Origin of the sequence: Ideonella livida (assembly GCF_010499455.1) — a bacterium.
Classification (GTDB): Bacteria; Pseudomonadota; Gammaproteobacteria; order Burkholderiales; family Burkholderiaceae_C; genus Ideonella; species Ideonella livida.
Window position 1 is genome coordinate 91,906 of sequence record NZ_JAAGOH010000016.1, and the last position, 13,071, is coordinate 104,976.

Consider the following 13,071-nt stretch of genomic DNA (forward strand, 5'->3'; position numbering starts at 1 on the left):
TCGCAGATCAAGCGCCACGCGCCGCACAACGTCTGGACACGGTTGCGGGTCGACCTGCCGGCGACAATGCGCGCCACCATGAATCTCCCTCCTCCCGTCACCCCGGCCGCCGAGGTGGACCGCGCCCTGGCCACGCAGGGCTATGCCGTGTTGAACGCCCAGGGCGTGGGCGAGCTGCTGGGCTGCACCCCGGCTGCGCTGGACGACTGGCGTCCCTTCTGGAACCGACTCCCCCCGGATGAATACCTGCGCGACGGCGGCCGTTACCGCCGCCGCCGCCACAGCAGCTTCATCGTCGAGGGCGGCCGTGTGGTGCAGGTGCCGCACCGGCCGCACTGGCAGCCCGTGTCCTACAACGCCCTGCACGGCGGCCTGGAGCGCCATTTCGAGCCCATGGAGCGGGCCCAGGTCACCCACCGCCTGTGGGGGCCCTTTGTCTGCGCCATGGCCGCGCGGGCCAGCGCCCTCAAAGGCGAGCGCCCCTGGTTCGTCGAGGCCCACGTTTTCCGCATCGACACCACAGACGGCATCGGCCGGCCCACCCCCGAGGGCGCCCACCGCGACGGCGTGGACCTGGTCAGCGTCACCCTGGTGGGCCGCCATCGCCTCAAGGGGGCGGAGACCCGCGTCTTCTCCGCCACGGGCCGCGAGGGCCTGCGTTTCACCCTGGAGGAGCGCTGGGCCACCCTGCTGCTGGACGATGAGCGCGTCATCCACGAGTCCACCCCCATCCAGCCGCTGTACCCGGACGAAGACGGCCACCGCGACACCCTGGTGCTGACCTTCCGCCGCGACGGCTTCCAGGACCCCTGAACTCCACCGCCACGGGCCCGCGGCCCCTTTCCCCCATGCACATCGGCATCCTCACGGGCGGCGGCGACTGCCCCGGCCTGAACGCGGTCATCCGCGCAGTCACCTTGGCGCTCATCAACGAGGGCGGCGCCCGCGTCACCGGCATCGAGCGTGGCTTCCTGGGTCTGATCACCCGCCAGGTCCGGCCGCTGGATGCCCGGGCGGTCGAGGGCATCCTGGCGCAGGGCGGCACCCTGCTGGGCACCCACAACCGCTGCGACCCTTTCCATTACTTCGGGGCGGGCGGCGCCGACGTCTCGGCCCAGGCGCTGGCCTATGCGCGCGACGAGCTGGGCCTGGACGGTCTGGTGGTGATCGGTGGCGACGGCACCATGGTCATCGCCCATCGCTTTGAGCAGCTGGGCCTGCCGGTGGTGGGCGTGCCCAAGACCATCGACAACGACCTGGCCTGCACCGAGCGCACCTTCGGCTTTGACAGCGCCGTGGCGGTGGTGGCCGAGGCCCTGGACCGGCTGGAGACCACTGCCCGCAGCCATGGCCGGGTGATGATCGCCGAGACCATGGGCCGCTATGCCGGCTGGATCGCCCTGGAGGGCGGCATGGCTGGCGGGGCCGACGTCATCCTGCTGCCCGAGGTGCCCTTTGACGTGGACGAGGTGGTGCGCGTCTGCGCCGCGCGCGAGGCCCGCGAGGGCTACACCCTGGTCTGCATTGCCGAGGGCGCGCACGCTCGCGGCCAGGGCCTGAGCGTCAGCGCCACCCTGGCCGACAGCCCCGATCCGTTGCGTCTGGGTGGCGTGGGCCCGTGGCTGCAGCACCAGCTGCAGCCACGGCTGCAAAGTGAGGTGCGGACGACCCTGCTGGGCCATGTGCAGCGTGGCGGTTCGCCCACGCCCTATGACCGGGTGCTGGCCACACGTTTTGGCTACCACGCCGCGCAGCTGGTGCGCCAGGGCCGCTTCGGCCGCATGGTCACCCTGCGGGGCGAGGCCTGCGACAGCGTGCCGCTGCAGGCCGTGGCTGGACAGACCCGCACCGTGCCCGCCGACCATCCCCTGTTGGCCGCGGCCCGGGGCCTGGGCATCTCGCTGGGCGAGCCCGCGTTGCCACCGGCTTGATCCTTGTCAAAGCGGTGGCGCGCCCCGGCGCGGGCGGCCCGCCAGGATTGCGCCAGCGCAATGGCGACCCTGCCACGAGGGTGTCTGATGGAGGCCATAGACCTTCATCCATCCCACACGGAGAGACGCCATGCATGCGCTGAGAGACTTCCTGACCACCGACTACGGCCTGCTGAGCCTGGCTGTCATCGTCGTCACCCTGGGCATGGGCGTGTTCTACACCCGGTACTTCATCCAGCACATCCGCCAGGACGAGGCCGCCGAGCGCGCCCGGCTGGCGGCGGCGGGCCTGAAGAAGTAAGCCACCACGCCCTGCCTGAAGAAAAGGGCCGCCGCTCCTGACCGGAGCGGCGGCCCTTTTGCATGTGGACGGTGGCCCCGTGGGGCCGCCAGCGCAGGACTCAGACCTTGAGCAGATGCTGGCGGTAGTGCAGCAGCTCGTCGATGGACTCCTGGATGTCGGCCAGGGCGGTGTGGGCCTGGGCCTTCTTGAAGCTGTCCATCACCTCGGGCTTCCAGCGGCGGGCCAACTCCTTGAGCGTGCTCACGTCCAGGTTGCGGTAGTGGAAGAAGGCCTCCAGCTTGGGCATGTAGTTGTAGAGGAAGCGCCGGTCCTGGCAGATGGAGTTGCCGCACATGGGGCTCTTGCCCTTGGGCACGTACTTGGCGAGGAATTCGATCATCTGCGCCTCGGCCGCGGCCTCGTCCACCGTGGAGGCCTTGACCCGGTCGATCAGGCCGCTGCGGCCATGGGTGCCCTTGTTCCAGTTGTCCATCGCGTCCAGCGTGGCGTCGCTCTGGTGGATGGCAAAGACCGGGCCCTCCACCCGCCGGGTGAGCTGGGCGTCGGTGACCACCACGGCAATCTCGATGATGCGGTCGGACTCGGGCTTCAGGCCGGTCATCTCCAGGTCGATCCAGATGAGGTTCTGTTCGTGGCGGGCCAGGTCGGGAGTGCTCATGGGCGGAGGGCAACGAAAAAGGGGAATGCCCGGATTGTCGGCCATGGCCGCGGGGACTGAAGCGGGCCCCTACACTCCCGCCCCATGCAGGCGACCACCCTCTCCCTGGCCTTCAGCGCGGTGCTGCTGGCTTCTCTGGCCACCCGTTTGTGGCTGGCCAGCCGTCAGATCCGCCACGTCGTGCGCCATCGCGGCGACGTGCCGGCGGCCTTTGCGGCCACCATCGGCCTGCCCGCCCACCAGAAGGCGGCCGACTACACCGTGGCCCGTGCCCGCATGGGCATGCTCACCGACTCCGTGGGCACGGCGGTGCTGCTGGGCTGGACCCTGCTGGGCGGGCTCGATGCGCTCAACGCCTGGGTGCTGGCCACCGTGCCGCCCTCTTGGGGAGGGCTGGCCGCGCAGCTGGCGCTGTTCGCCGCCTTCGCCCTGGTGGGCATGCTCATCGACCTGCCCTTCGAGTGGGCCAGGACCTTCGGGCTGGAGGCACGCTTCGGCTTCAACCGCATGACGCCAGCCCTGTTCTGGAGCGACCAGCTCAAGGGCCTGGCCCTGGGGGCGGTCATCGGCCTGCCGCTGCTGGCGGCGGTGCTGTGGATCATGGAGGTCTCCGGCGGGCTGTGGTGGCTGTGGGCCTGGGCGCTGATCACTGCCTTCAGCCTGCTGATGCAGGTCATCTTCCCGACCTGGATCGCCCCGCTGTTCAACCGCTTTGAACCGCTGGCCGACGCCGCGCTGGCCGAACGGGTGCAGGCGCTGATGCTGCGCTGCGGTTTCCGGGCCAAGGGCTTTTTCGTGATGGACGGCAGCAAGCGCTCAGCCCATGGCAACGCCTACTTCGGCGGCTTGGGGCGCAGCAAGCGTGTCGTGTTCTTCGACACCCTGCTCAGCCGCCTGCAGCCGCTGGAGGTGGAGGCCGTGCTGGCCCATGAGCTGGGCCATTTCCACCACCGGCATGTGCTCAAGATGATGCTGCGCGGCTTCGCCTTGAGCCTGGCCGGACTGGCCTTGCTGGGCTGGTTGGCCCAGCAGCCGGCCTTCTACCTGGGGCTGGGGGTGGAGCCCAGCCTGAACGGCTCCCACCAGGCGCTGGCGCTCATCCTGTTCAGTCTGGCCACCCCGCCGGTGATGTTTTTCCTCTCGCCCCTCATGGCCGGCAGCTCGCGCCGCGCCGAGTTCGAGGCCGATGCCTATGCCTGCGCCCAGTCCAGCGGCAAGGCCCTGCAGGCCGCCTTGCTCAAGCTCTACGAGGACAACGCCAGCACCCTGACCCCGGACCCGGTGTACGCCCGCTTCTTCTATTCGCACCCGCCGGCGGCTGAGCGGCTGGCGGCGATGGCCAAGCACCTCCGTCCTGAGGGGGCCCAGGCATGAAGCGCCGCAGCGTTGCGGGCGCTCCCGCTGCCTCCGCCCTGGCCGAGGCCCTGGTTGTGGGGGCCCACGGCCGGCATGTGGTGATCGAATGCGCCGATGGCCAGCGCCTGCTGGCCCATTCACGCGGCAAGAAGAGCGCCTGTGTGGTGGGTGACCGCGTGCGCTGGGCCCCGGCGGGGGATGAGGCCGTGGTTGAAGGCCTGCTGCCGCGGCGCAACCTGCTCATGCGCCAGGACGAATGGCGCACCAAGTCCTTCGCCGCCAACCTGGACCGGCTGCTGGTGATGCTGGCGGGCGAGCCCATGTTCAGCGAATCGCAGCTGATGCGTGCCCTGATCGCGGCCGAGGACGCCGGCATCGAGGCCGTGCTGCTGCTCAACAAATGTGACCTGCCGGCAGCCGCCCTGGCCCGTGAGCGCCTGGCGCCTTACCGGGCCATGGGCCTGACCGTGCTCGAAACGGCCCTCAAGGCCGATCCCGAGGCGGCCCGCGCCCAGCTCGCGCCGGTGCTGGGTGGCCACACCACCTTGGTGCTGGGGCCCAGCGGCACGGGCAAGAGCACGCTGATCAACCTGCTGGTGCCCGAGGCGGCGGCCCAGGTGGGTGAGATCTCCCAGGCCCTGAACTCCGGTCGTCACACCACCACCACCAGCACCTGGTACTGGCTCGGTGAGCAGGCGACGGGACAGGCGGGACAGGATGGGCCGGCTGCGGCCCGCGGCGCGATGATCGACTCTCCGGGTTTCCAGGAGTTCGGGTTGATGCACATCACCCCCGAGCGGCTGGCCACGCTGATGCCCGACTTCCGCGCCTTGCTGGGCGGCTGCCGCTTCTACAACTGCAGCCATCGCCATGAGCCCGGTTGCGCCATCCGCGCAGCGGTGGAGTCTGGCGCGGTCAGCGCCCAGCGCCACCGCCTCTACGAAGGCCTGTGGGCCGAGCTGGAGACGGGCCAGCGGCCTGGCTGAGCTGCGGTGGTGGCTGAGCCCCCGCCCGCTCAGCCGGTCAGCCGCGCATCAGCCCAGCAGGTTGGCAAGCTTGAGCAGGGCCAGCAACAGCATCCACAGCACCACCGATCGCCAGACCAGGCCCACCACACTGCTGAGGTGGCCGGTCTGCGGTGGCAGTCCGGGCGTGGAGCCGGTGGACTGCGCGGCGCCCAGGTCCACCTGGCGGCCCGGGTGGTGGGGACGCAAGGCCTGGGCACCGCCCAGCTGGACACCCACCGCCCCGGCGGCAGCGGCCAGGATGATGCCCTCGTTGGGCCGCAGCCACAGGCCGGCGTCGCGGCGCCAGCCCGCCACCGCTTCCTCGAAGTTGCCCACCACGGCAAAGCCGGCGGCGGTCAGCCGGGCGGGCACATGGTCCACCAGGCCATACCAGCGTGCGGACAGGTCGGCCACCTCCTCATGACCGGAGGCGGCGTCGGCACGCCGGCTCTCGTGGGCCCAGTAGCGGCTGGCAAACTCGGCCATGCGGTAGAGCACGGCGCCCGCCGGCCCCAAGCCCAGGGCATTGAAGACCACATAGCAGAAGAAGACGCCGAAGACGTGGCGGTGGGCGGCCAGCAGGGCGTGCTCAATCAGGTGGCGCAGCAGCTCGTTGCGCGGCACCTCGCTCACGTCGAGATGCCGCCACTCGGCCAGCAGGCGCCGGGCGGTGTCTTCGTCGCCGCGCTCCAGCGCCTCGCGGATGTCGGTGTGGTAGTGGCTGAACTGCCGGAAGCCCAAACACAGGTAGAGCATGCCGACGTCGAATGCCAGGGCCAGGAAGAAGCTCAGCCCGTAATACAGCAGCGCGTGCAGGACCGCGACCAGCAGGGCCGGCAGCAGCACCGCCATGGCCCAGACCACACGCGCGTGGCGGGGCTGTCCGGCGTCGAAATTGCGGCCGCACCAGCCCAGCCAGGCCCCCATGCCCTCAAACACCCAGTTGTCCCGAGGCAGGGGCTTGAACTGCTCAAGGGCCAGGGCGAGAAGTACGGCGAAGAAACTCATGGCGCCGGGGATGATAACGAGGCCGGCGGTGCCAGCGGGGTGTCGTGCAGCAGGTGGTAGAAGTTGCGCAGCATGGCGGCCGTGGCGCCCCAGATGAAATAGCGCTGCGGCTGGGCCGCGTCCGGTCCCCAGGGCATGGAGAGGAACTGCCGGCGCTGGCCTTCCCACTCGAACTGGTGGCGCTGGTGGTGGGCCGGGCTCATCAGGAAAGCCAGCGGCACCTCGAAGACCTCGGCCACCTCGCCCGGGTCGTGACAGGGGGCGGCCTCGGGTGCCACCAGGGCGACCACGGGGGTGACGTCGTAGCGGGTGATGGTGGCGTAGGGGGGCAGGGGGCCCAGCACCTCCAGGTGCTGCGCGGACAAGCCCACCTCCTCCTGCGCTTCGCGCAGCGCGGTGGCCACCGCGTCGGCGTCCTGTGGCTCGGCACGCCCTCCGGGGAAGCTGATCTGGCCGGCGTGGTCGCGAAGGTGGTCGGTGCGGCGCGTGAGCAGCACCTGCAGGCCCTGCGGGCGGGTCACCAGCGGCACCAGCACCGAGGCCGGCCGCAGGGCCTGCCCCGCGGCTTGGGCCTGGGCACGGGCCACGTCTCCTCCGATGGGGGCCTGCCAGGCCACGGCGGCCGCCACGCTGCGGCGCAGGTGCGGCAGGGCCAGGCGTCCGGCGTCCAGGGCGGGCAGGTGCGCGTCGGTGCCCACCACGGGCACGGCGCGCGGGTCGCGGATCAGGCTACGGGCTTCGGCGGCCATGGCGTGTGGCGGGCAGGCGGGGTGGTCGGCAAGGCAGGCATGGTGGGCGGCGCCGCCGTGGGTCACGGCAGCGGGACCATGATAGAGGCCCCGTCATGCCGGGGTGCCCCGTCGACCGCCTTGTCCCCGGTGTCCGGCCGGCCGTGGTCGGGCGGTCCCGGGCCGGCGCCGGCTCAGAGCAGGCGTTTGTCGCGCAGGTGGCGTGCCAGCTGGCAATAGCCGCCGGCCATCAGCAGCTCACTCTCGAGCTTGGCGGGCAGCAGCTGTTCCTTCAGGCGCCCGGCGGCTTCCACGCCTTGGGCGTCCCGCACGAAGGCGATGGCCTGTTCGAAGCGCGAGACCTGGCTGCGGCAGTTGGCGTCGGCAGCGGTGGGCGTTTCCTGCGCGGCGGCTGGCTGGGCAAGGGCTGCTCCCAGCAGGGCGGCCGCGCCCAGGCGCGACGCGTGGGTGGCTCGGGCGATGTGACGGAGCACGACGGGCGTGAACGACGACATGGGGCACCTCCTTGGACACTGCGGGTTTACCCCAGCAATTGCGGTGCCAGCCCTGCGCCGCCCCAGGTCGCCGCGAAGCGCCTGGCGGCGCCCCACCCCGGTGAGCTCAGGCGTACAGGTCGAGTGCGCCCTGCGGCGCCCGCACCCGGGCGGTGCGCATGGTGGTGGCCGCGTCGGTGGCCTCGCCGGGCAGTGTGGTGCCCTGGCCGCGGGCTTGGGCCGCGGTCTGGGCGGCTTGGCGGCGTGATTCGGCCTGTGCGGCCAGGTCCTGGCGCGTGCCCTGGTCGGACACGCCCCCGCCGGCCACCGACACGCCTTGCTCGCCCAGCAGGTCGCGCAGGCCGGGCAGGGCCTGCTGCAGGGCCTCGCGGGTGCTGGCCACGTCGGCCCGCAGCTCGATCTGGGCGCTTTGCTGGGCGTCCAGCGCGATGTGGATCTCGATGGGGCCGAGGTGCTCGGGGGTGACGGACAAGGTGGCGTGGCTGATGCCCTGTTCCTTCCAGGCGTGGAGCTGGGCGCCCAGGGCCCGCGGGAAGTCGGGGTCCTGGGGCGCCATGTCCAGCTGGGCTTGGGCGGTGGCCTCCTGGCCGGAGGGGGCGGCCGGCAAGGCCGGGGCAGTTTCCATCGCGCTGAAGCCGGCAGCGGGTGTGCCCTCTGCCCAGGGACCGGGGAGGCCCTGTGGGAGGGCGGAGGCGTTTTCACCGCGTGGGGCGCCAGCGCCCTGGCCGCTGGCGGACCCTTCCAGCAACCGGCCCAGGCCCGCGTCGCCCAGGCTGGTCGTCGTCCCGTCACCGGAGGGGGCTGGGTCCGCGTTACGGCGGGGGCTGCCGTCGTCTGCCAGGGCGGTGGCCCGGTTCAGGCGGCCGGCGTTGGACTCTTGGCCGCTGCGGGTGGCCGCCGGGCGCTGGGCGTCACCCTGGCGGCCGGCCTGCCGTGCCCAGCCCAGGGTGCTGGTGAGCGGGGGGGCGGCCGGGTTGGGGGGCGGCGAGGGGGCGGCCATGGCGTTGGCCGCGGAGGTCCCGGCCGTGGGCGTGCCTGCAGCGGCGGCGCCGTCGGCCGTGGCCCCTGCATGAAGGGGGCTGGCGGCGCTGCCGACCGTGGCGCGTCCGCCTTCGGCGCCGCCGGCCTGGCGAAGGCGCTCACGGTCCTGTGCGGCGGCCGTGCGCGGGTTCAGGGCGTCCAGGGGGGTGGCCCCTGCGGCATCTTCCTGGCGGTCGAGCCCCTGGCGGGCCTCGGTGGCGGGGGCGGACGGGCCGGCGGACGGGCCGGCGGGCGGGGTGCCAGGGACGGCACTGGCGGCCGCCGCCGCTTCTGCAGCGCTGCGGTCCTCTGCGGTCGAGTCGTCGGGCGTGGAGCGGGCGGCTGCGGTGGCGGATGCCGGGGGGGCGGTGTCTTCGGTGCCGGGCTCATCGGCAGGTGCCCGGGTGGTGCAGCGTTCGCTGTCCGGTGTCGGGTCGGCCGGTTCGGTGGCGGCGTGGCGTGCTGCGGCGCCATGCTGGGCGCCCTGCAGCAGGCGGGCGAAGTCGCGGGCCTGGCTGTCGGCGCCCAGGGGGGGGCGGGCGATGCGCGGGGTGGCGGACACGGCCGACAGGGCCGCAAGGCGCGGGGCCGGCTGGGCGGGTGAGGTGCTGTCCATGGGGGTCTCCGGTCAGGCGGCCAGGGCACTGCGGCGGCGCCAGGCCTGGCGCTGCGCGGCCTCGTCGTTGCTCTTCTGCTCGCGCAGCTGTTCGGCCCGCTGTTGGGCCTCCTGGCGGCGCTGGATGAGGCGCCGCACCGTGGCCACCTTGAGTTCGCGCTGGTGCAGGGCCTGCTGGGTGGCGGCCACACGGGCGCGTGCGGCCTCCACCTGGCTGGACTGGCTGCCGATGGCCTGCTCCAGGCGTTCCACAAAGCCGTGGTAGCAGCGCACCACCTCGATGGGGGCGCCACGGCTGAACTGGGCGGCCCAGCGCTGGCGGTATTCGGCCCGGTAGGTGACCAAGGCATCGGACTGCTCGCTGGCCCGCTCCAGCTGGCGTTGCGCTTCGCGCCAGGCCAGCAGGGCCTGGTCGCGGCGCCGCTCATCGCGTTCCAGCAGGGTGTGCAGCAGTTGCAGGCGTTGGGCTTGGCTCATGGGGTCACCTCAGGCGGCGGGGCGGTTCAGCGCGGGCCCAGGGCCAGCAGCAGGCGGCGGCTGGTGGCCAGGTCGGCGGCTTCATGCATGTCCTGCTGCAGCAGGGTGCGCAGCGCGGGGAAGACCTTGACGGCGGCGTCCAGCTCGGGGTCGGCACCGGCGTTGTAGGCGCCCAGCTGGATCAGGTCGCGGGCGCGGTTGTAGCGGGCCAGCCACTGGCGGGCCCGGCGCGCGGCGTCCAGCTGTTCGCGCGGGGCCACCGAGGTCATGACGCGCGAGATGCTCTTTTCCACGTCAATGGCGGGGAAGTGGCCGCTCTCGGCCAGTTCGCGACTGAGCACGATGTGGCCGTCCAGAATGCCTCGGGCGGCGTCGGCGATGGGGTCCTGCGGGTCGTCCCCTTCGGTGAGCACGGTGTAGAAGGCGGTGATGGAGCCTACGCCGTTGAGGCCATTGCCCGAGCGCTCGACCAGCGCCGGCAGCTTGGCAAAGCAGCTGGGCGGGTAGCCTTTGGTGGCGGGGGGCTCGCCAATGGCCAGGGCGATCTCGCGTTGGGCCATGGCGTAGCGGGTCAGGCTGTCCATGAGCAGCAGCACGTGCCGGCCTTGGTCGCGGAAGTGCTCGGCGATGGCGGTGGCGTAGGTGGCGCCCTGCATGCGCATCAGCGGCGGGGCATCGGCCGGGGCAGCGACCACCACCGCACGGTGGCGGCCCTCCTCGCCGAGGATGTCCTCGATGAATTCCTTGACTTCACGGCCGCGCTCGCCGATCAGCCCGACCACGATGACGTCGGCTGCGGTGTAGCGGGCCATCATGCCCAGCAGCACCGATTTGCCCACGCCGGTGCCGGCAAACAGTCCCAGCCGCTGGCCGCGGCCCACGGTGAGCAGGGCGTTGATGGCGCGCACGCCGGTGTCCAGCGGCTGGCGCACCGGGTCGCGGTCCATGGCGTTGATGGGCCGGCGCTGCATGGGGGCGTTGCGCACCTGTTGCAGCGGGCCGGCGCGGTCCAGGGGGTGGCCGTGGCTGTCGACCACCCGGCCCAGCAGGCCTTCGCCCATGGGCAGGTGCAGGCCGCGGTCCTCGCTGCGTCGCCAGGGGTGGTTGTCCTGGCCCAGGCGCGGGGGGTGGTGGGGCAGGGGCAGGGGCACCACCCGGGCGCCGCTGGCCAGGCCATGCAGCTCGCCGGTGGGCATGAGGAAGGCGCGGTCGCCGTCGAAGCCGACCACCTCGGCCCGCACAGGGGCTTCGCCCGGGGCGTCGATGGCGCAGATGGCGCCCACCGGGGCGCGCACCCCTGAGGCTTCCAGCACCAGGCCGGTCACACGCACCAGGGCGCCCTGCATCTCCAGGGGCTGGGGCAGGTCGGCGTACAGGGTGAGGTCGCGCAGGTAGCGTTGCCAGCGCTCGGGCCGCTGGTGCAGGGCGGACTGCATGTCCTGCGTGGGCATCGGGGCGGGTGCGTTGGTCATGGGCCGGGCAGGGGAGGCGGACGTTCAGCGGCCCAGGTCGGGGATGGGCCCGGGCGACGGGGCCTGTTCCGGCGCAGGCGCAGACGCCGGTTCGGCCTCGGTCGGTGTGGGCGCCTCGGGCTCCCAGGCGGGGGCGTCGCCCAGGGCGCTGGCGGCTTGCCACCAGCGTGTAGCCAGGGTGGCGTCCACCCGACCCAGGTCAGACTCGACGCGGCAGCCGCCCCGGTCGAGCTGGGCGTCGGCCACCAGGGTCACGGGCCGGCCGGCCAGCACCTGTTCGGCGCCCTCGCGCACCAGGGCCAGGTCATCGGGATGCAGCATCAGCCGGATGTGCCGGGCCGACAGCATCATGGCGGCCACGGCCTCGCGGGCGGCATGCAGCACCTGTTCCGGATGCTGGCGCAGCTCGGTACGCAGCACCTGACGCGCCAGCAGCAGGGTGCTGCGGCCCACGGCATCGGCCATGGTCTGCTCCAGGTCCTGCAGCTGGTCCTGCAGCTGCGCCACCAGCTGGCCCACCTGCGCACTGACCTGCAGGGCGAACTGCCGGCGCGCGGCGTCCAGGGCCTCCAGGCCGTCGCGGTGGCCGTCGTGCCAGCCTTGTTCGCGGCCCTGCTGCAGGCCCTCGGACAGGCCTTGGGCATGGCCTTCGCGCAGGCCTTCCTCGCGGCCCTGCTGCAGGCCCTCGGCCAGGCCGCGGGCTTCGGCCTCGGCCAGGCGCTCGCGCCAGGCCAGCTCCACCGGATCGGGGGGCGGCGGTGCCGGGGGCTCGCGACGCGGTCCGTGGTCGGGGAAGGTGGCGCTCGGCGCGGGCCGACCCCCCGGGCCGATGGCCTCGGGCGTCCAGCTGGCAAAGCCCTCCAGCTCTTCGCGGGGGATGAAGCGCTGGTAGGCGGCCGGGGCGCGTTGGGTCCCCGGGGGCGGTGGCACCTGGCGCGGGGCGTTGCGGTTGGGTGTGTTCATACGAAGTCATCCGCACCGCCGGAGGCGAGCACGATCTGGCCTTCGTCCACGAGGCGGCGGACGATCTTGAGCATTTCCTTCTGCTCGGCCTCCACCTCGGAGACGCGCACCGGCCCCCGGCCCTCGAGGTCCTCTCGCAAGGTCTCGGCGGCGCGGCTGGACATGTTGCGGAAGACCTTTTCGCGCAGCTCGGGCGTGGCGCCCTTGAGGGCCACCACCAGGGAGTCGCTCTGCACCTCCTTGAGCACCGCCTGGAAGCCCTTGTCGTCGAGCTTGTTGAGGTCCTCGAAGGTGAACATGTTGTCCATGATCTTCTGGGCCAGGTCGCCATCGGCCTCGCGGATGTAGTCCAGCGCTGAGGTTTCCACCGAGCTGCCCATGAGGTTGATGATCTCGGCGGCAGCCTTGACCCCGCCCAGCGAGGCCTTCTTGAGCCGATCGCCGCCTGCCAGGATCTTGCTCATCACCTCGTTGAGGTCCTTGAGCGCGCTGGGCTGGATGCCGTCGAGGGTGGCGATGCGGATGAGCACCTCGTTGCGCTGGCGTTCGCTGAACTGCTTGAGCACGCTGCTGGACTGGTCCTGGTCCAGGTGCACCAGGATGGCGGCAATGATCTGCGGGTGCTCGTTGCGCAGCAGTTCGGCCACGCTGCCGGCGTCCATCCACTTGAGGCTCTCGATGCCGCTGATGTCGCTGCCTTGCAGGATGCGGTCGATCAGCATGTTGGCCTTGTCATCGCCCAGGGCCTTGCGCAGTACGCTCTTGACGTACTGGTCGGTGTCGGCCACCAGCATGTGCTGCTTCTCGGCCTCGCCGGCGAACTTCTCCAGCACCGATTCCACCCGCTCACGCGGGATCACCTTCATGCGGGCGATGGTTTCGCCGAGCTTTTGAACTTCCTTGGGCCCCAGGTGCTTGAAGACGTTGGCGGCCTCCTCCTCCCCCAGCGACATGAGGAGGATGGCGGCGTTCTCGACGCCTTGGTCTTCGGATCCGGGCATGGTGGTGTCGGGGTG

14 protein-coding genes are annotated in these 13,071 nt (G+C 71.9%); 5 read left to right on the top strand and 9 right to left on the bottom strand.

The features are described from left to right. The first annotated feature begins 78 nt into the window (after positions 1-78). From G3A44_RS14095 to G3A44_RS14105, 3 genes are all read left to right on the top strand, one after another. On the top strand, positions 79-813 hold the full coding sequence (locus tag G3A44_RS14095) for a 2OG-Fe dioxygenase family protein (RefSeq protein ID WP_163458165.1): 735 nt from the start codon (positions 79-81) through the stop codon (positions 811-813). A 35-nt stretch (positions 814-848) separates the two neighbouring features. After that, positions 849-1,931 (top strand): 6-phosphofructokinase, encoded by a 1,083-nt coding sequence (locus tag G3A44_RS14100; protein WP_163458166.1) that lies wholly within the window; start codon positions 849-851, stop codon positions 1,929-1,931. A gap of 130 nt (positions 1,932-2,061) precedes the next feature. Further along, on the top strand, positions 2,062-2,232 hold the full coding sequence (locus tag G3A44_RS14105; RefSeq protein ID WP_163458167.1) for a DUF3149 domain-containing protein: 171 nt from the start codon (positions 2,062-2,064) through the stop codon (positions 2,230-2,232). Between the two features lie 100 nt (positions 2,233-2,332). Here G3A44_RS14105 and orn read toward each other — a convergent pair whose 3' ends face one another. Then, the gene (orn, locus tag G3A44_RS14110; protein WP_163458168.1) at positions 2,333-2,893 is read right to left on the bottom strand and encodes an oligoribonuclease; all 561 of its coding nucleotides are present in this window, start codon (positions 2,891-2,893) and stop codon (positions 2,333-2,335) included. 84 nt (positions 2,894-2,977) lie between these two features. Here orn and G3A44_RS14115 point away from each other — a divergent pair, with 84 nt between their 5' ends. Both G3A44_RS14115 and rsgA read left to right on the top strand, forming a co-directional pair. Then, on the top strand, positions 2,978-4,267 hold the full coding sequence (locus G3A44_RS14115; RefSeq protein WP_163458169.1) for a M48 family metallopeptidase: 1,290 nt from the start codon (positions 2,978-2,980) through the stop codon (positions 4,265-4,267). Then, entirely contained in the window at positions 4,264-5,235 is a 972-nt protein-coding gene (gene rsgA, locus G3A44_RS14120) for a ribosome small subunit-dependent GTPase A (RefSeq protein ID WP_163458170.1), read from the top strand. The genes G3A44_RS14115 and rsgA overlap by 4 nt, the downstream gene beginning before the upstream one ends. A 48-nt stretch (positions 5,236-5,283) precedes the next feature. Here rsgA and G3A44_RS14125 read toward each other — a convergent pair whose 3' ends face one another. The 8 genes from G3A44_RS14125 to fliG all read right to left on the bottom strand — a co-directional run bounded on the left by G3A44_RS14125 (position 5,284) and on the right by fliG (position 13,056). Continuing rightward, on the bottom strand, positions 5,284-6,264 hold the full coding sequence (locus G3A44_RS14125) for a CobD/CbiB family protein (RefSeq protein WP_163458171.1): 981 nt from the start codon (positions 6,262-6,264) through the stop codon (positions 5,284-5,286). Continuing rightward, positions 6,261-7,013 carry a CoA pyrophosphatase gene (locus G3A44_RS14130; RefSeq protein ID WP_163458172.1) on the bottom strand — a complete coding sequence of 251 codons (753 nt, stop codon included), beginning with the start codon at positions 7,011-7,013 and terminating at the stop codon, positions 6,261-6,263. The genes G3A44_RS14125 and G3A44_RS14130 overlap by 4 nt, the downstream gene beginning before the upstream one ends. A gap of 173 nt (positions 7,014-7,186) precedes the next feature. After that, positions 7,187-7,507, bottom strand: a complete 321-nt coding sequence (locus G3A44_RS14135) for a hypothetical protein (protein ID WP_163458173.1) — start codon at positions 7,505-7,507, stop codon at positions 7,187-7,189. A gap of 106 nt (positions 7,508-7,613) precedes the next feature. After that, positions 7,614-9,143, bottom strand: a complete 1,530-nt coding sequence (locus G3A44_RS14140) for a flagellar hook-length control protein FliK (protein ID WP_163458174.1) — start codon at positions 9,141-9,143, stop codon at positions 7,614-7,616. Between the two features lie 12 nt (positions 9,144-9,155). Continuing rightward, the gene (gene fliJ, locus G3A44_RS14145; RefSeq protein WP_163458175.1) at positions 9,156-9,620 is read right to left on the bottom strand and encodes a flagellar export protein FliJ; all 465 of its coding nucleotides are present in this window, start codon (positions 9,618-9,620) and stop codon (positions 9,156-9,158) included. A gap of 26 nt (positions 9,621-9,646) precedes the next feature. Further along, on the bottom strand, positions 9,647-11,092 hold the full coding sequence (gene fliI / locus G3A44_RS14150; RefSeq protein WP_375138662.1) for a flagellar protein export ATPase FliI: 1,446 nt from the start codon (positions 11,090-11,092) through the stop codon (positions 9,647-9,649). A 24-nt stretch (positions 11,093-11,116) separates the two neighbouring features. Beyond that, entirely contained in the window at positions 11,117-12,055 is a 939-nt protein-coding gene (locus tag G3A44_RS14155) for a flagellar assembly protein FliH (protein ID WP_163458176.1), read from the bottom strand. Next, positions 12,052-13,056, bottom strand: coding sequence for a flagellar motor switch protein FliG (gene fliG, locus G3A44_RS14160; RefSeq protein WP_163458177.1), 1,005 nt, complete (start codon positions 13,054-13,056; stop codon positions 12,052-12,054). The genes G3A44_RS14155 and fliG overlap by 4 nt, the downstream gene beginning before the upstream one ends. Between the last annotated feature and the right edge of the window lie 15 nt (positions 13,057-13,071).